Origin of the sequence: Vulcanisaeta souniana JCM 11219, from assembly GCF_026000775.1 — an archaeon.
Lineage (GTDB): Archaea > Thermoproteota > Thermoprotei > Thermoproteales > Thermocladiaceae > Vulcanisaeta > Vulcanisaeta souniana.
Window position 1 is genome coordinate 2,169,276 of sequence record NZ_AP026830.1, and the last position, 17,056, is coordinate 2,186,331.

At 46.9% G+C, this 17,056-nt stretch carries 18 protein-coding genes; 11 read left to right on the forward strand and 7 right to left on the reverse strand.

Annotation, left to right across the window (positions count from 1 at the left end):
- Positions 1-2 precede the first annotated feature (2 nt).
- The 3 genes from Vsou_RS11805 to Vsou_RS11815 all read left to right on the forward strand — a co-directional run bounded on the left by Vsou_RS11805 (position 3) and on the right by Vsou_RS11815 (position 2,783).
- The gene (locus Vsou_RS11805) at positions 3-1,160 is read left to right on the forward strand and encodes a thiolase family protein (RefSeq protein ID WP_188603357.1); all 1,158 of its coding nucleotides are present in this window, start codon (positions 3-5) and stop codon (positions 1,158-1,160) included.
- A 1-nt stretch (position 1,161) separates the two neighbouring features.
- Entirely contained in the window at positions 1,162-1,503 is a 342-nt protein-coding gene (locus tag Vsou_RS11810; protein WP_188603358.1) for a Zn-ribbon domain-containing OB-fold protein, read from the forward strand.
- 86 nt (positions 1,504-1,589) lie between these two features.
- The gene (locus tag Vsou_RS11815; protein WP_188603359.1) at positions 1,590-2,783 is read left to right on the forward strand and encodes a 3-hydroxyacyl-CoA dehydrogenase; all 1,194 of its coding nucleotides are present in this window, start codon (positions 1,590-1,592) and stop codon (positions 2,781-2,783) included.
- Between the two features lie 35 nt (positions 2,784-2,818).
- On the opposite strand, the gene Vsou_RS11820 is transcribed toward Vsou_RS11815, so the two are convergent.
- Entirely contained in the window at positions 2,819-3,517 is a 699-nt protein-coding gene (locus Vsou_RS11820; protein ID WP_188603360.1) for a B3/B4 domain-containing protein, read from the reverse strand.
- A 196-nt stretch (positions 3,518-3,713) separates the two neighbouring features.
- Positions 3,714-4,283, reverse strand: coding sequence for an exosome complex RNA-binding protein Csl4 (locus Vsou_RS11825; RefSeq protein ID WP_188603361.1), 570 nt, complete (start codon positions 4,281-4,283; stop codon positions 3,714-3,716).
- An 85-nt stretch (positions 4,284-4,368) separates the two neighbouring features.
- Between Vsou_RS11825 and surE the strand changes: the two genes are divergently transcribed.
- Genes surE through ileS form a run of 3 tightly spaced genes read left to right on the forward strand, consistent with a single transcriptional unit; the run spans position 4,369 to position 8,871 of the window.
- A complete protein-coding gene (gene surE, locus Vsou_RS11830; protein ID WP_188603362.1) occupies positions 4,369-5,181 on the forward strand; it encodes a 5'/3'-nucleotidase SurE in 813 nt (270 codons plus the stop codon).
- Between the two features lie 51 nt (positions 5,182-5,232).
- A complete protein-coding gene (locus Vsou_RS11835; RefSeq protein WP_188603363.1) occupies positions 5,233-5,826 on the forward strand; it encodes a hypothetical protein in 594 nt (197 codons plus the stop codon).
- 33 nt (positions 5,827-5,859) lie between these two features.
- Positions 5,860-8,871, forward strand: a complete 3,012-nt coding sequence (gene ileS / locus Vsou_RS11840; RefSeq protein ID WP_188603364.1) for an isoleucine--tRNA ligase — start codon at positions 5,860-5,862, stop codon at positions 8,869-8,871.
- Here the strand turns inward: ileS and Vsou_RS11845 are convergent.
- Positions 8,868-9,440, reverse strand: coding sequence for an ASCH domain-containing protein (locus Vsou_RS11845; protein ID WP_054844170.1), 573 nt, complete (start codon positions 9,438-9,440; stop codon positions 8,868-8,870). The genes ileS and Vsou_RS11845 overlap by 4 nt on opposite strands.
- Before the next feature lie 56 nt (positions 9,441-9,496).
- On the opposite strand from Vsou_RS11845, the gene Vsou_RS11850 reads away from it, so the two are divergent.
- Entirely contained in the window at positions 9,497-9,832 is a 336-nt protein-coding gene (locus Vsou_RS11850) for a hypothetical protein (protein WP_188603365.1), read from the forward strand.
- A 28-nt stretch (positions 9,833-9,860) separates the two neighbouring features.
- Here Vsou_RS11850 and Vsou_RS11855 read toward each other — a convergent pair whose 3' ends face one another.
- The 3 genes from Vsou_RS11855 to Vsou_RS11865 all read right to left on the reverse strand — a co-directional run bounded on the left by Vsou_RS11855 (position 9,861) and on the right by Vsou_RS11865 (position 11,952).
- Positions 9,861-10,139: an ATP cone domain-containing protein gene (locus Vsou_RS11855; RefSeq protein WP_054844172.1), complete on the reverse strand. Its 279-nt coding sequence runs from the start codon at positions 10,137-10,139 to the stop codon at positions 9,861-9,863.
- A 66-nt stretch (positions 10,140-10,205) separates the two neighbouring features.
- A complete protein-coding gene (locus tag Vsou_RS11860; RefSeq protein ID WP_188603366.1) occupies positions 10,206-11,516 on the reverse strand; it encodes a Clp1/GlmU family protein in 1,311 nt (436 codons plus the stop codon).
- Positions 11,517-11,571: 55 nt separating this feature from the next.
- The gene (locus tag Vsou_RS11865; protein ID WP_229709826.1) at positions 11,572-11,952 is read right to left on the reverse strand and encodes a hypothetical protein; all 381 of its coding nucleotides are present in this window, start codon (positions 11,950-11,952) and stop codon (positions 11,572-11,574) included.
- A 94-nt stretch (positions 11,953-12,046) separates the two neighbouring features.
- Between Vsou_RS11865 and Vsou_RS11870 the strand changes: the two genes are divergently transcribed.
- The 3 genes from Vsou_RS11870 to Vsou_RS11880 all read left to right on the forward strand — a co-directional run bounded on the left by Vsou_RS11870 (position 12,047) and on the right by Vsou_RS11880 (position 15,989).
- Positions 12,047-13,048 (forward strand): AAA family ATPase, encoded by a 1,002-nt coding sequence (locus Vsou_RS11870; RefSeq protein ID WP_188603367.1) that lies wholly within the window; start codon positions 12,047-12,049, stop codon positions 13,046-13,048.
- 69 nt (positions 13,049-13,117) lie between these two features.
- Positions 13,118-14,644 (forward strand): vWA domain-containing protein, encoded by a 1,527-nt coding sequence (locus Vsou_RS11875; protein WP_229709827.1) that lies wholly within the window; start codon positions 13,118-13,120, stop codon positions 14,642-14,644.
- A 232-nt stretch (positions 14,645-14,876) separates the two neighbouring features.
- Positions 14,877-15,989: a DNA primase gene (locus Vsou_RS11880; RefSeq protein WP_229709828.1), complete on the forward strand. Its 1,113-nt coding sequence runs from the start codon at positions 14,877-14,879 to the stop codon at positions 15,987-15,989.
- Here the strand turns inward: Vsou_RS11880 and Vsou_RS11885 are convergent.
- Positions 15,986-16,408 carry a hypothetical protein gene (locus tag Vsou_RS11885; protein WP_054844173.1) on the reverse strand — a complete coding sequence of 141 codons (423 nt, stop codon included), beginning with the start codon at positions 16,406-16,408 and terminating at the stop codon, positions 15,986-15,988. The two genes, Vsou_RS11880 and Vsou_RS11885, sit on opposite strands and share 4 nt — an antisense overlap.
- 60 nt (positions 16,409-16,468) lie before the next feature.
- Between Vsou_RS11885 and Vsou_RS11890 the strand changes: the two genes are divergently transcribed.
- Positions 16,469-17,056, forward strand: coding sequence for a nucleotidyltransferase (locus Vsou_RS11890; protein ID WP_264890733.1), 588 nt, complete (start codon positions 16,469-16,471; stop codon positions 17,054-17,056).

Below are 17,056 nucleotides of genomic sequence, written 5' to 3' on the forward strand. Positions count from 1 at the left end.
TTATGGGAAAGGCATACATAACGGGCTTTCACCAGGTAATTGAGAAGGAGAGCAGGAGAAGCTTCTTTGAATTGATTGGCGAGACCGTACAAAGGACGCTTGAGATGGGTGGTATCAGTATTGATGAGGCGGATGGGTTGGGCATTGTTCACACCACCGCGGTTGATGAAAGGCCGATCAGGATAATGCTCGCCAACCAAGTCGCCAATTATCTGGGCATTGGGAGGCTTAGGTACATTGACGTGGCCGAGTTTGGCGGTGCCTCATTCAATGCCCTTGTTTATCGGGCCGTTAAGGCAGTGGAGAATGGGCTTGCGAGGGCTGTCTTGGTAATTGGCGGTGGCAAGAGTAGCGTATTTAGGAGGAGGGGCATTGATGAGGGTCTTGTGGCTAGGAACTACGTAAGTACCCACAGGGTTATTGAGTTCCTACCAACCAGTGACTACGCCATGGTGGCCTTGAGGTACTCACACGTGTATAACGCCACTGATGAGGGCAGGGCAATGATCGCCGTCAGGGAGAGGGCCAATGCTAGGTATAATAAGGATGCAATATTCAGGGAGCCGATAAGTGTTGCCGATGTATTGAACTCACCAATGGTGAGTTACCCACTGAGGCTACTGGAGGTTGTGATGCCTGTGGATGGTATGTCGACTTTCCTAATCGTTAATGAGAGCTTGGCTGGGAAGTCGAAGATCACGCCCACCTCTATCCTTGGCTATGGCGAGGCCCACGATCCAAGCCCACTCTTTGATAGGGATGACATCTTGAATACGGTTATCCCAATAAGCGCAGGCAAGGCGCTTAGCGAGGCCAACATTGGCATAAACGATATTGACCTATTCATGCTTTACGACGCATACACAATAATGATCGTGCTGGAGCTAGAGGGTATTGGCTTGGCCGAGAAGGGTTTGGGTTGGCGGTTCGCGGAGGATCATGATTTCTCGCCATCGTCAACATACCCAATAAACGTTAATGGCGGTTCCCTAAACACCGGACAACCAGCGTACATGAGCGGCGGCGTGATACTTACAGAGGCATTAACCCAACTGTCCGGCATGGCCGGTGAAAGGCAGGTTAAGGGAGCCCGTAGGGCACTTGTCAATGCAATTGGCGGCATACTTAATCACTCAACAACCTTGGTCCTTGGTGTTTAGTATGGAACTCGAAGAATTACTGAAGGAGTACAATAGAATCTATGAAAATGGGTTAGTGCCAATAACACGGTGCAGGGCATGTGGCTATAAGTTCCACATGCCAAGGACCAGGTGTCCCAGGTGCGGCTCAACGAACCTGGAGGTTATTGGCTACGGCGAGGGCACCATCTACTCATACACAATAATAGAGAGGGGATTGCCAACAAAGACAATAGTCGTTCTCGTGGACTTCGATGGAGCCAAGGTTAAGGCGAATTACGTTGGTGATTTGAATGCGCTGAGGATAGGGGCTAGGGTCAGGGTTGTTAGGAGGGATGGTAATATATACTTTACAAATTATTAAATAGCAATACATTTATTATATATGAAAATATATTAAGAGTAAAAATACACCTAATATTTACATTTACGGGTACTTCTACTGATTATATGGTCGAGAGAATTCTCATAGTTGGATTTGGGACCATGGGGAGCGGTATAGCCGAGGTCTTTGCCATGAATGGCTTTGAGGTAAATGTCTATGATGCTTACAGGGACGTGATACCCAAGAGCCTTGAGGGTATTAGGTGGAGCCTTGGTAAGCTACGTGAGAAGGGCTCTCTTCGTGAGGACGTTGATACCGTCATGAAGAGGATTCATGTGTTTGATAATCTGGGTAATGCGGCCAGGGGTGTTGATTTGGTAATTGAGGCTGTGTTCGAGGATCCAAAGGTTAAGCACCAGGTGTATAGGGAGTTGGAGGGTTACGTCGGTAAGGACGTAATAATAGCGAGCAACACAAGCGGTATACCAATAACCTACTTGCAATCGGTGCTTCAGTATAAGGGTAGATTCGCGGGCTTCCACTGGTTTAATCCGCCGGTTCTCATGAGGCTTGTGGAAGTTATAAAGGGCAGGGATACCAGTGATGAGACGGCCGGCGCACTCATGGACCTGGCAAGGAGGGTTGGTAAGGAGCCTATTCTCGTTAGGCGCGATGTAAGGGGTTTCATAGCCAATAGGGTGTTTGGTGTACTGAGTACGCAGGTCTTCATACTATATATGCGGGGCATCTATGACTATAGGGCGATGGACTCGGCGTTGATCTATAGACTTGGACTCCCCATGGGCGTCTTCGCACTCACGGACTTCACCGGGGGAATAAAGCTAAGTTATGAGAGTAGGAACCTATTTGAGGAGATAGATAGGGTGGCGCCTGAGACCGAGTCATCCAAGGGGCTGGCTAAGGCAAGAACGTTTGTGTTCAGCCTAATTGAGAAAATGTACAGGGAGGGTAGGATAGGCATAAGGACTGGGAAGGGGTTCTATGAATACCCGGAGCCGGGCAGGTGGGTTAGGCCGGATATACCGAGGGAATTGGCTGACAGGGTGAATTTACTGGACCTGCTGGCGCCCATGGTCAACGAATCACTAAGAATGGAGAGGCTGGGTATATGCACCAGGGGTGATATAGACAAGGCACTAAAGCTTGGCTATAACTGGCCAAAGGGCTTATTTGAAATATACGGCAGGGACTTCACTGCAACGGATGTGGTGAATACGCTTAGGAGGATGAGCGACTTGATCCCAGACCTAAGGGAGTTCTATGAACCAGACCCGGCACTACTAAATGAGGCTAAGTGATCGTTGGCCCTAAACAGAGTCAAAATTGTAACCCATCACGCGTTTATATCCCTTTCATCCCTAACCACTGTAGGATTAACGTGGGCGTTTCCTCCCAGGTACTTAACCGCCAGATTAATTATGAATTGGGCGGAATTAACTAGCCTATCTTCATCGATGCCGGGCACTCCAGCGGTTACGATTAAGACATTCCTCGTCTCAGGCCTCATCTTGGTGGTCTCGGAATCCCTATAGGGATACACATGCAGTATTAGGCCATCCACCGTCGAGAGTATGATCTGGTTGCTGGTTAAGGATTTCCGTGGTGAGCCGATTGGGTTGAAGACCTCGCCATCCCTGGCATAACTAATGACCAAGTCTCTACCACCAAAACTATCGATGTCGTAAAGCCCAATGGGCACGAGGTACTTTATACTCGCCGCATTACCAATATCAACCATTGGGTTGATCCTCGGCAAATCCTCACCCCTAAGAACCCTCCTAAGCAAAGCCTCCTGGGCAGGCCTCTGCTTTGTCGGGTCTATACCAAGCTCGTGCCAGTAGAAGTCCCTGTAATACCTGATGATTGGGTCATCCTTGAGACTATCAAGGCTATACCTAGACCTAACTTCCCTGACCGTATCATCAATCACACTCAACAACCCACCCGGGTACTCGCTGTTCCTAACATTACGAACAACGCCCACGCCAACGAAGACCTTACCCCTGAGCCTAACATCTATCGAGAATCTCACAGAAAACATGCGGGTACATTAATATTAAGTTTTACCGGTGAAGTCAGCTCTGGTGCCACTCCTCACTACTCAGAAATACCAGTCATCATCACCATAAATTCATTGGTCAAGGAAGCTTTTAATACCTACCTCAACGCATTAAATGCGGTGATGACCACCTCGACCCCTGAACAGTGAAGAATGGTATTACGACTGATCAAGCCCAATACTCAACAAGGCTAACCTTACGCCTAACCACGGCGCCACAATTAGGGCACTGAAGCAACTCCCCACTCTTCCACTTTAACGGATGGCCACACCTAGGGCACTTGGCATAAACCACGCCAAGCTGCGCATCCCTTAAAGTCAATGTGTAAGGTGGGTCCTTCGATATCACCCTGGCCCTAACTATATCGCCAATGCCGAGAACCTCACTGGCACTGCCGTTCCTCCCATTCAACAGTTGAGATGGCGGTATTATACCCGTCGCGTCATCCTTTAGCACTGTCCTGCTACCATTATTCTCAACACCGATTATCTTCACAATGACGACCCTATCATTTGGTATCGCCACAACCTTACCATAAACAACATCGTTCACCCTCAACAACAAATTACTACCCCTTATGGGTTTAACACTGATCACATGCTCCTTATCATTACGTATGACCACCCCCATGACCTGAGCCCTTAATTTACCATCCACACCAACCTCCACGTTCTCCCCAGGCAGGTATTCCTCAGCAATACCAACAACATCTCCTGGAACAACAACCTCCTTACTCATGGCTCATCCACCACCCAAACCCTGACTTACAGTCCTTGACTAGTGAGCACGAAACCCTTTATAAACCTATACCCTAAGAACCATTGTGGCCAAGATACTCGTAACAAACGACGACGGTATATACAGCCCAGGGCTCAGGATGCTGTATGAATACGTAAAGGACCTAGGCGAGGTATATGTCGTTGCACCGGAGACCCCCAAATCGGCCTCCGGCCTCGGCATAACGCTTCACAAGCCTCTTAGGGTCTCGGTGATGGACCTATGCGGCTTTAAGGTATATGCGACATCCGGTACGCCCTCCGACACGATATACTTAGCGGCCTTGGAAATAACGGGTAATGTCGACCTCGTCCTCTCGGGTATAAACATTGGTGATAACACGTCAATGCAGGTAATACTATCGTCAGGAACCCTCGGCGCCGCATTCCAGGCGGCACTGCTTGGTATCCCGGCCATTGCGTACTCGGTCGATGTTGAGAGTGGTGATGAGCTTGAGGGTAATGAGGAGCTTGAGCCTGTGCTTAGGGCTGTGGTTAGGGAGTCGGTTATGTTCGTGCTTAGGCACGGAATGCCCAGGGGCGTTGATGTAATTAGCATAAACTTCCCAAGGACTATTAGTAGGGACATTAAGGTTAAGCTTGTTAGGGCTTCGAAGCTTAAGTTCTCCGAGAAGATCGACGTTAGGGTCGACCCACGTGGAGGTAAGTACTACTGGTTGTTTGGTTCATTGATTGAACCTGAGGAGAATACGGACACCTACGTAGTGCATAGGGAGGGCAATATCGCGCTTACGCCGCTGACCCTGGACATGAATGCCATGGGCCCGCGGCAGGAGGTCGGCATGGACAGCCTCAATAGGCTTGTTAATGCGCTAAATACGGCATTACCGCGCTTCTGAGGTTAAGGGAAATAGAACTTATATAGGTCAGTTTATTGCCGTTGATTTGGTATGAACGGGCATCAAATACTATATTTCGATGAGGTAAAGAGGGGTAATTACGTGGTGTTTGTAAATCACGTACTTGAGCAAATACCGGTGGCCTATAGGGTGGGTGCGGTCGACATAGAGGTGCTCAATAAGTATAGGGATGAGTTGCTTGGCATTGCCGATGAGTTGGGTGAGACCTACTGTACGGCTATGTCGACGACGAATACGGACTTCTTTAAGGGAGGTAATTGTGTGGAATTTGTTAAGCAGTATTGGCGTGATTTCATCACTGGCATTGATAGGAATGAGCATTGGGTCAGCATGGTCATGTACATGCTCAAGCTATTTAGCGCTAATGTGGGTGTAACCGCACTGGTAACCTTGCCAATACAATTGAGTTCATTGGCTGTATCAATAATTAGCGGTGAGAACAAGCCGGTGACTCAGTTGGTGAGTGCCCTTGGAAAGCTCTCAGCGCTGACGACAGCCTTCTATGCAGAGGCACTGGTTCACTTACTGACGGAAAACGTTGGGGTGCCGCTAAGCGCCTACATGATGCTTGCGGGAGGGCTTGTAAATGAGTTACTGAAGGTCTATGGTAATGTCATTGCGTGAAATTTTTAAATACTCAATAAATCCTATGACTGGGTGTCCGTTATTGATTCACGTTTTACTCTGGAGACTCAGTTCGATGTAAAAAGGATTGAGGAGTTTGTTAGGCAGTATTGGCGTGAGGCGAACATTGAGGGTAAGTGGCATGAAGGACCTGCGAATGCCGGCAAGTGGTTTACTTTTCTTGAGGGTCCGCCAACTACTAATGGTTTTCCGCATGTTGGTCATATTAGGGGTAGGACGTATAAGGACGTTGTCCTCAAGTACCATAGGCTACTTGGTTATAGGGTTTGGGCCCAGGGTGGTTGGGATGAGCAGGGGTTGCCCGTGGAGATCGAGGTTGAGAAGAAGCTTGGGCTCAGGACTAAGAAGGATATTGAGAAGGTGGGTTATGAGAAGTTCAGCCTTGAGTGTAACTCACTGGTTGATTACTACCTTGAGAGGTGGAGGGAGATTGGCACGAGAAGGCTTGGCCTATGGCTTGACCTGGAAAGGGCCTATGAGACTAGGAGACCTTACTACATAGAGCATGTTTGGGCCTTCCTAAAGAATGCCTGGAAAAAGGGGCTTTTATTCGAGGATTATAGGGTATTACCATTCTGCCCAAGGTGTGAAACGGCGCTCAGTGATGCTGAGGTTGACCAGGGTTATGAGGATAGGGAGGACCCATCAATATTCGTTAAGTTCCCCGTTGAGGGAGCAAGTAATACCTACTTGGTTATTTGGACGACAACGCCCTGGACCCTTGTTGATAATGAGGCCGTGGCCGTTAATCCCAATTTTAACTACGCATTGGTTAAGGTCAATGTTAATAACACCACGGAGTACCTATGGCTCGCCGAGCCCCTTGTACCCAAGTTGATGGAGAAATTCGGAATTAAGGATTATGAAATTGTTAGGGTTGTTAAGGGTTCAGAATTGGCTGGGACTAGGTATAGGCACATATACATGGAGAGAGTGCCAATACATGCAAGTCACATTGATAAGGCTCATTACGTGGTCTTGGCTGACTTCGTGACCCTTGAGGACGGTACTGGTTTAGTTCACATAGCCCCTGCTCACGGTCCTGAGGACTTTGAGGTAGCTAAGAAGTATGGTTTGCCTGTGACGAATTCCGTGGAAATAAACGGTATATTCAATGAAAACGGCGGTGGATTCCGTGGTAAGTACTGGCTCGACGTGTCCCAAGAAGTCATGGATGATTTAAAGAATAGGGGTTTGCTCCTTCGTCATGAGACCATAGTGCACGCCTACCCACACTGCTGGAGGTGCGGTACACCACTGATCTATAGGTCTGATAGGCAGTGGTTCATTAGGGTGTCCGCATACAGGGATAAGCTGGTTGAGGAGCTTAAGAAGGTGAAGATACATCCCGACTTCCTGAGGGATAGGTTCGATAATTGGGTTGCGAATGCCAGGGATTGGACGATATCGAGAAGTAGGGTTTGGGGTACGCCACTACCTATATGGCGTTGCAAGGATGATCCAGGCAAGGTCTTGGTCATAGGCTCAATGGATGAGTTGAGGAAGTATGCAAAGTTCATACCCAATGTGCCAAGTGAGATGCTTGTTCATAGGCCTTGGGTTGACATGGTAAGGATAGAAACCGAGGACTGCAGGGAGTGGGTTAGGGAACCCTTCGTTGTTGATGTTTGGATGGACAGTGGCGTGGCATGGATAGCCAGTGTTGATGGTCTCAGGAATAAGGAGTTGTTTGATAGGTTGTACCCATATGACTGGGTTACAGAGGCGATAGACCAGACGAGGGGTTGGTTCTACTCATTACTGGTGACCTCGGTGCTATGGATGGGTAGGGCGCCGTATAAGTCCATATTGATCAGTGGCCATGTTGTTGATAAGTATGGACAGAAGATGAGTAAGTCCAAGGGTAATGTGATTTGGGCCGAGGATCTATTCAATAAGTGGGGTGCTGACCCAACGAGACTTTACCTACTGATTAAGTCAGCCCCCTGGGATACAATGTCCGTTGACCCTGATGAAATAGCCGAGACAAGGAGCGTACTATCGATACTGTGGAATGTGGTTAAATTTGCAGATACCTACATGGCGCTCGATAAGTTTGATCCAGCTGTGCATAGACTTGAGGAGTTAATGGGTAGGGGATTGATTGAGGATAGGTGGATGCTCAGTAGGTTCCATAGTAGGTTGCGTAGGTTCATTAGTTATATGAATAACATGGAGTTGCATATGGCGGCTAGGGAATGGGTCAACTTGGTGGTTGATGACTTGAGTCATGGCTATATTAGGTTGATTAGGCGTAGGGTTTGGACTGAGGAGAGTAGGGAGGATAAGTACGTAGCCTATGCAGTGCTGTATAGGGTCATTAAGGGTGCATTGATAATGGGCTCTGCGCTTGTGCCCCATGTAACTGAGTATCTGTGGAATGCTTTCATAAGGAAGTTCGAGAGGGAGGAAGCAATAAGTGTGCATTTAATGTCAATACCGAGGGTAAGCGAGGAGTACATTGATGAGAAGCTAGAGGGTGCCTTCGAACTGTTATTTGCCTTGTTCTCAGACATTGCTGAAATGAGGAATAGGATTAAGGTGAAGTTGAGGTGGCCATTGGCAAGGGCCATGGTTAAGGTTGAGGGAGGAGACCAAGGCATGCTGGGACAGGTAAAGCACTTACTTGAGTACCTGGCTAATGTTAAGGAGGTTCAGTTTGTCGGCGACTTAGGTCAATGCAATGAGAATGAGTATGTTAGGGCTCAGGGTAAGGGTTATGAGATATGTCTTAGTAAGGTAATGGATAAGAGACTGTACTATGAGGCGTTGGCTAGGGAGGTAGTGAGGCGTATACAGACCATGAGGGCCAAGGCAAACCTTAGGGTTGATGAGAGGATTAGGGTTTACGTGAGTACAGGGAGTAACGATTTGCTCACTGCAATAAGTGAGTTTAGGGATTACATAATGAATGAGGTTAGGGCTGTGGATATAGTGAGCAATAGGGCGTCAACCAATGCCCTTACAATGGATTGGGATATTGAAGACATGAGGGTTCAGATAGGGATAGAACGCATACCCTAATGATCATTCAAAACGCCCATATTAACTAAGTGCTTAAGTGCTCTTCTCACGATTCTCCTGATTATTACCCTGCCCTTAAAGGAACCGAACAACTTAATTGCTGCCCTACGAATACTACCCTCATTGATTAATTCCTGGAGTATCCTCCTCTCCTCCTCGTTCATGGGCACGTTATACCTAAGCGCAAACCTGGCAATATCAACTGGGCTAAGCCCAACGGAGTCATCATCCCTATACCCAATCATTCTGGTGACCTCGAGCATTAGTATTGTGACCCAATCGTCATCGGAAACATCGTCGTAAATTCTCCTCAATTCATCAATTAAGACTTGCCTACTCGTAAAACCATCCATAACAGCATCATCATCAGTCAGGTCGGAAATCCTCTTATACGAGACATTCACAATCCTAGCCTTCGCAACCACAGCACCACCACTATGTATAAAGACCTCCCTATACCTAGGCCTAACGATACCCAGCCTAATCGTTGTGAATCTACCGTTGCTGAGTTTATCCAGGTACTTCGACTTAAGCATTAGGTGTCTACCTAGGTAAACGACCCTACGCATTTATGGTGAGTGAGAGAGGAGGTGTTTTAAAAGGGTTTATCCGCGGTATAGCGCGTATGAAGCTTGATGGTGTTGTTAAGTACGCAAATGTCGTCTATGCGGGATTAATGATAGGGTTGGCGGCATACATAGCTATTCTAATAAAGCATGGTTATACCTTTGTTCCAGTATCACCGCAAAATGTCACCAGCGTTTCCCAACTGTTTGCATCAGGTGCCTTGGGTCCATTGGCGCTGGGGTTAATACCCTGGGTGTTGATGGTAATGATAATCGCGACAGTATTTATAGTCCTGCTAAACATGGTTTATGAAAACAGCCTAAAGCCAGTGAGTAGAGAGGTAAAGAGGAAAAGAGAGGAGCCAAAGAGTAAGGGAAAGAATAAGAATAAGTAGGATCCTTATGAACAGGATGATTTTATCCCTAACCTAATTCCGTTTCAGTTAGTCTACGCTTCACTGCCCTATCGAAAACCACCCAGTTCCTATACCACTCCTCATTGGCCTTCTTAAGTTCCGTAAGTATCGCCTTGGTTAGGTCCTTGGCGGTTACCTTATCTACATCCATGAATTGACACTCAACCTTCCTGGCTATCCTCCTGGCCGCGTCTATTGGTGCGCCGGCCTTGAGAATGCTGACCACGATCTTCTCAATTACAAAGTTCTCCTCAGAGCCGTCTCTCTTAATGACCCTGTTAACCATTAACCACTACTAGAGAGCCGCCTAAAATTGCTTTCTCTCGTTGATAGACAATGCATGCTACTACTTCTATGCGCGTCTACTGCTGGATAGTAGGGATTCAAGTCTATTAATATACAGGACCTTCTCAACTTCCTCGTAATTATCATTAACCCTGATCATGCCAAGCCTAATGTGGCTGATTGCATTCTCGTAGTTAAAGGTCCTGGGTATTGATATTACCGCCTTGCCTGTATTATAGTAGATTCTTCGTAGCATACCCAGCGATAGTAGGTAATGGTTCTCATCCTCCAGGGCGATCAATAAGCCTCTCTCCCAATTCATGGGTAGTACCGCCACACTGACACCGCCTAGGCTCCTGGCATGAAACTCCTTGGTGTTGCCTATGGCTATGGCCACGTTACCCCATTGCTCAACATAATACAAAGGCAGGTTGAGGCTCCTCCTGATTAGGCGAAGCATGGATCTATCGTAGGTTAACCCACTGTATAGTGGTAGGTTTATGATTGGTTTCTCCCTGAGGTTTATGCTTAGATCCCTTGATGGCATTAGATACTTACTATAACCCATCTCCCTACGTATCTTCCTATCATCTCTATCCCTAATCCTGGCATTGGGTGATGACGGTATTATAATGGGGTTCTCAACGATCCCGGTCAACTTATTGATTAATTCATCAACTTCATTACCCCGCTTAATAACAACCACGTAATTAGCGTTCACCCTTCTAATGATCTCAAGCTTGAACCCTATGGCCGTTGTATCGGAGATCCATCCATCGGTATTTATTATCACGGTGTCGACACCGTAATTCTGCCTAAGATCATTAACCAACTTAGTGATGGAGTTCAATACGTAATTCCAAACATGCTCTATACTCGTTGTCTTAACAAAGACTGACTTCAAACCCCTTAACTGGGTTAGGTGGGTTATGAGATTGTCTGCAACGGCCGATGAAATCGTGGTTGGCGGCCCAATGTCATTCTGACCTGGGTCTCCATCAATTACACCTACCTTGAGTCCTTCTCTTACGCCCTTATTAACGAGTATCGTGGTTACGGTGGTCTTACCAACATCCATTGCACCAAGCACCACTACTATGGAGTTCCTAAGCGGTATTGCAGCCAAGGCCCTATCCCAAACATCTATAACTTCGTCATCGCCGCTTATTCGTTCGAGGTTACCCTCTGGACCAAGTACGACCTCTATCTTGCCATTACCTAATGACTTTGCTATTATCCTCCTGCCCCTCATTACGGTAAATGCGCTCCCTGGCCCGTATTCAACACCCAATACATACAACTTGCCATCAATTACCTTTATGTTGGCGGGTCCATCAATGCTCAGGAACTCGCTGGGTCCCACTGTGTGTATTTCCACGATGTAATTATTATTTACGTAATTATTTAAGCTTGATTATTCAATGGGTCTCTTCCTAGTATAGTGATAGGTCCCTAAAGTCGTACGGTATTGGCATTCCCTTCTTCTTGAGTTCATCGTATTTACTTGCCAGGAATTCCTCGAGTATTGGGCATCCTTCGTATTTGCCCTCCCTTGGGCACTTGTGGTCTTCCGTATTGAATAGGATGAAGCAGTCACTGGATCTCGTATCGTAATATGGGCACTTCTTGTAGTAGTCCTTCATTGACCTTATTATCCTAATGACCCATCGCTGCTTTGGGTCCTTTATTTCTCGCTTCAGTTCGTATTCATTTAAGTCTTCCTCATCCGAATAACCATACTTCACTAGAATCACCCTCTCGAGTCGACTAAGGCGTAGTTGTGCAAGGATATTAATACCTTTCTCCTCCTGCACCTTATTGCGCGCCTTATTTTACGTATCGTACATTCAACTTAGAAAATGCCTATAGCACTAAAAATTTAAAGCTCAATAGGGATGTCTGAACTGAATGGCAACAGGCAAGGACTTGATGGTATTACTTCCGCGACTATCAGACTTGGTTAAGAGGGAAGAGGTTCAGGTCAACAAGATGATTGCCGATGCAATAAGGACTAAGGGCGTTAAGAAAATCCTCACTGAGCTTGAGGGTGAGCTTAAGGGATTAAATGAAATAGCTATGGATGTACTGAGTAGCCTCGCCGTAGGTAGGCACATCCTCATAATGGGTCCCGTGGGCATAGGAAAAACCACCCTGGCAGAATCACTATCAGAGATACTGCACATATCGGAGCCTCCATACATTGAGGTGGCGTGTCACAGTCATATGACCGCGACGGAGTTAACGGGTGACATTGATATAGCCGTTGCACTACAGGCAGGCCTTGACCATCCACTAGCCTATATACCAGGTCCTTTAGTGATGGCTCACGGCGGTATACTAATACTTGATGAAATAAATAGGTTGAACCCCTACAGCCAAGCAGCACTGCTTCAGGTTCTTCAAGAGCACTACGTGTTCATTAGGGGTTTCAAGATAAGAAGTGATTTCCTAGTGGTAGCCACATCAAACCCAGCCGAGTACTCAGGTGTTTATGAGCTCAGTGAGGCGTTGGCGGATAGGATGAAGGTTGTGGAAATACCATACCCAGACAAGGACCTCCTCAAGTCAATACTATCCTGGAAGAGCAGCCTATACATGGAGCACCTAGGCCTTAAGGCGCCAGATGCCATGACTGAGGTCACCGCCACATTCATGACCTTGGTCTCCCAGGACAGCAATATAGAGGTTGGCCCGAGCATTAGGTCAGCCATTTACGCAATAACCACGGCCATGTCTAGGGCCTGGCTTGAGGGTAGGGAAGTTTCACTGAACGACTTGAAGAAGGAGATCATTAGTAACATGGTTAATGTGGTGCGTGGTAACTTCGCAAACGAGGTAGAGAAGAGGGACTACCTCTCCCGTAAGTTTGACGAAGCAGTGATGATGTACAGGAGGTACTCAAGGAAGTGATTACCATGGGTGGTTAAATGGGTAAGTTATTTAATACAGCGTGTGATTAATTACAACCGGGGTTAGGACTTGAGCGAGAGCATTGACCCAGCGCAGGTGATAACCAAGGTCCTTAGTAGGGTTTATGAGTATTTACAGGCAGATTCAAGGGTTGTTAGGCCGGGTTCAGTGAGGAGTTTCGAGGCGGCGGCCAGCGATATAATGATGAGGATACTACTTGAGGGCGGTGTTGATTATGATAAGTTTAAGGAGACCGTCACCAGGATTGGCATTGAGAACCTATACTTATCAGTGGAAACTTCTAACCCTGACGATAAGAAGAGGGTCCTAGAGGAGGTCTTTGAGAGGGCCTTTGAGGATGTTGAGAGGAAGCATGGTGAGTCCGAGGAGGAACAAACAATACAACAAGTCGCTGGTTTTAATGCGGGTAATGAGGGCGAGTCCAGTGAGGGCGAGAATACTGAGGAGAGTAATGAGGGAAGCACCAGTAATATTGGTGGTGGTTTTGGCACGGAGTATAGCACGGAGGAAAACCAGGAGTTTATGGCCAGTAGGACAATGATTACCAACGTTGATGAGCATAGTAAGGATGCTAAGCTTGATTCGATAATATCCACGATATATGAAATATTGTATGGCGGTGTTGGTACTGTGAACTTTCTAAACCTTGCCCAGTTAATAAACATGTTCATAGATCCATACTCTAACATTGTGGAGAAGAGCAAGGTTTTGAGGAAAATGGAGCCCTACCTAAGGAATTACGGGCTTCTACCCACGGACCTCAGGAGAAGCAGGGATGGTGAGAAGATGTTCGAGGCCCTGAGGAATGTAGTTAGAAATGCCATGAGCGGTATGGGGCAGGTCAAGATTGTTAAGTTTACTGACATTGATAAGTACCCAACATACGTGGTTAGTGTCAGGGAGTATAAGGTTGGTGATAATTACTTCGACGTGGATCTCCAGAGGACCGCCATGAACCTAAGCAGGAAAACAATGATGCATAAGGTCTTCACGAACAAGGACATTGTGGTGAAGGAGTATGCTAACGTCAAGACAATAGACATTGTACTATGCCTCGATGTTTCAGGCAGCATGAGGGAACTCAGTAATGGTATGCCCAAGATAGAGATTGCCAAGGATGCCGTGACCCAATACATACAATTCCTCTCCAAAGCTAATGACAGGCTGGCAATGGTTCTCTTTAATTTCAGGGCTGATGTATTATGGGGACTGCACCAAGTTAGGAGGTATTGGCAGCAGATGAATTACATGCTTAAGTACGTATATGCTGGTGGCGGTACAAACCTGGCAAATGCCCTGGAGAGATCCAGGGACGTGCTAACCAGGTCAAGGAGTAATTCCAAGCACGTGATCTGCGTCACTGACGGCAGGACGGTGAACTCAAGTATGTGCATTAAGGAGGCCGTTAAACTTAGGAGGAGTGGCACGACAATATCCACCATAGCCATTGGTGAAAATAGTGATGACGAACTACTAATGAGGTTATCCAAGATAGGTGGTGGATTGTTTATTAAGATAAGTAGCATTCACGACCTAGGCAAGGCGCTAATAATGGACAAACTACATAGCATATGAACCCGCTAATTACTAAATCAGTTAATCGTACAATTAGGACAATGGAGTTTTAGGTGCGGTGTAGCACCATTCAAGGTGCAATTGCGATCAGGCTTAAAATGGGTCTCAATGGTGCGATTTTAATGATTAGTTTTGCCGCAAAGCACAGTAATGGGTAGTGCACTATACCCTTGTAATATGGCAAGCCCTAAACCTAATTTCTTTATATACCAGAATGGAAGATTAATACTTGGTGAGCCTTGAGGTGCTTAGGTGCTTTAATGATTACGTAAATTTTATCGTTAAGTACCCATTTAGTAAGGAGGGTCTTGCGAGGTTCAGGGAAATAACAAGCGAGAGGGGTATCTACATAAATGACTTGGCTAACTCAGTAATGGGTAGGCAACTACTGCAGAGGGCCTATGAGATACTCAGTGAGGCCGTGCTTAAGGGGTCAATAACTGACGACCCGGACCTGGGGGATGACGAGTTACTTGCCCACTACGTGGCGGTAGCCCTGGCGGCGCACCTCGATAGATCCCTATGGAGAAGATTCGCAGATGTTGAGAGTAAGAGGTTCTCCAGCAAGTTGGCGCTTGAGGACCCGGACTGCATAACGTATGTTGCTAGGGAATTCGGTATCAACACCGTGAGGTTGAGGGATCTCGATATTTATGACGAGAACCTGGCCCTAACCTTCGACGTCGGCGTCAGGGTTTGGGATTACTTAAGATATATGCCAAGGAATGACCCATACTGGAAACTCGTAAATAGATACCTACTCAAAGGTTGGGTTTTGGTTACGTATAAGGACCTGGTTAGGCTAATTGAGGAGGTGGTTGAGAAGAAGGTCCTTGAGTTCATAATTAAGGCGTCGGAGAATGCTGATGAGACGAAGCAATTAGTTGATGCGTTGGGCGGCATGAGGGAACTCATGGAGTATAGAACCAAGTCAGTGAGTAAGTTTAGGGTTCAAGTGAGTGGGTTAACGCCTCCCTGCATGGAGGCAATAATCAATGAAATAAAGTCTGGTGGTAACCCAAGTCACCAGGCCAGGTTTGCGGTGGCTGCCTACATGCTTAGGAGGTGCCATGACCTAGAGGGCAAGCCAATGGAGGACTGTGTCGAGGACGTGGTTAACCTATTCAAGTCCGTGACCGACTTCGATGAGAAAGTAACCAGGTATCAAGTGGAGCACATTGCAGGCCTTAGGGGCGGGCATAAGTTCTACATGCCTCCATCCTGCCAGGAAATGAACAGCCTAGGCCTATGCCCAACAAACCTGGGTTGTGGTGTTAAGAATCCACTACAGTACACGGTTAAGGCGATTAGGAAGTTCCAATCAATGCAGCAAGCGCAGGGTTAAGCATACATTGTGGTTCCTTCGCCCTGTTTCTGCTGTGGTTGAGGAACAATGGGCATTGCCGGCGGTATACCTAGCTCCTTGAGGAGTAGGTTTACCTCGAAGAATACGTATTGCCCAATCATCATTTGAATTGCTTGTGATGGTTTACCTGAATTCACGGACTTAGCCAACTCCTCGACCTGCCTTGGTTCGCCTTGAATTATCAACGCGCCTCTTATTGATATGCTGACGATTGATGGGTTTGAATTGGCGGCTAGGGAGAACGGTATTTCCACAATGTCGTTTCTCAGCGTTGCGTTGGGCCCTATTACTAGGTTTACGTTGAACGCCACCTGGGTCTGTGGCGGTATCAACTGAAGTCTCTCGGCGTGTAGGTAATCAAACCTTATGCCCACAGCCTTAAAGCCTGGAGTCGACATACTCTGCAAAATACTTAAATTTACATGGTATTTTAAAGTCTACGCATGACGAATAATCAATTGAGGGAAACCTTGGAATTAATAAAAAAAGCCTTAGTAAAGGTCGGCACGGAATTGAGCAAGAGAGGCATTGACTTCATGCTCATTGGAAGCGCGGTGCTACCCCTGCTCTACGGCGTTAATTGGAATGTCCATGACATAGACATATTCATAATAAACAAGTCAACTGTGACAGAGCCGGAGCTCTTTGAAGAAATAGCAAAGGATAATGATTGGGATGTGGGCATGGACATGAACGGCATGATGTACTACGAAGTACTAGTAGACGCGCAGGTGGTAAGGGTGGACCTAATGGAGAACCTGCTAGACATATACATACCTGAGGCCATGATAAGTAAATCTCTGAGGATCAAAGTAAATGGACTAGAAATAAGAAGCATAAGACTGGAGGACTTACTTGTGCTCAAGGCAAGGGAGGCCAGTGAGGAAGGCGATGAATTTCTATCAAGGATTGCAGAAATGCTGGCGGATCCAGAGAGCAAACTAAACATAGATAGGAAGTACCTAAGGGAAGCCATTAATTATTACCCAGATGACAAGGATGCCATAGAAAGAAGGCTCGAGAAATCCGGAATTTACCTTGAATAA

Bases quoted from the DNA above. Each gene is read 5' to 3' on its own strand.
- Vsou_RS11825 (WP_188603361.1), bottom strand. From the start codon at position 4,283: ATGAGTAAGGAGGTTGTTGTTCCAGGAGATGTTGTTGGTATTGCTGAG.
- Vsou_RS11885 (WP_054844173.1), bottom strand. From the start codon at position 16,408: ATGTCGACTCCAGGCTTTAAGGCTGTGGGCATAAGGTTTGATTACCTA.
- Vsou_RS11810 (WP_188603358.1), top strand. From the start codon at position 1,162: ATGGAACTCGAAGAATTACTGAAGGAGTACAATAGAATCTATGAAAAT.
- Vsou_RS11805 (WP_188603357.1), top strand. From the start codon at position 3: ATGGGAAAGGCATACATAACGGGCTTTCACCAGGTAATTGAGAAGGAG.
- Vsou_RS11870 (WP_188603367.1), top strand. From the start codon at position 12,047: ATGGCAACAGGCAAGGACTTGATGGTATTACTTCCGCGACTATCAGAC.
- Vsou_RS11815 (WP_188603359.1), top strand. From the start codon at position 1,590: ATGGTCGAGAGAATTCTCATAGTTGGATTTGGGACCATGGGGAGCGGT.
- Vsou_RS11835 (WP_188603363.1), top strand. From the start codon at position 5,233: ATGAACGGGCATCAAATACTATATTTCGATGAGGTAAAGAGGGGTAAT.
- Vsou_RS11850 (WP_188603365.1), top strand. From the start codon at position 9,497: ATGAAGCTTGATGGTGTTGTTAAGTACGCAAATGTCGTCTATGCGGGA.
- Vsou_RS11845 (WP_054844170.1), bottom strand. From the start codon at position 9,440: ATGCGTAGGGTCGTTTACCTAGGTAGACACCTAATGCTTAAGTCGAAG.
- Vsou_RS11855 (WP_054844172.1), bottom strand. From the start codon at position 10,139: ATGGTTAACAGGGTCATTAAGAGAGACGGCTCTGAGGAGAACTTTGTA.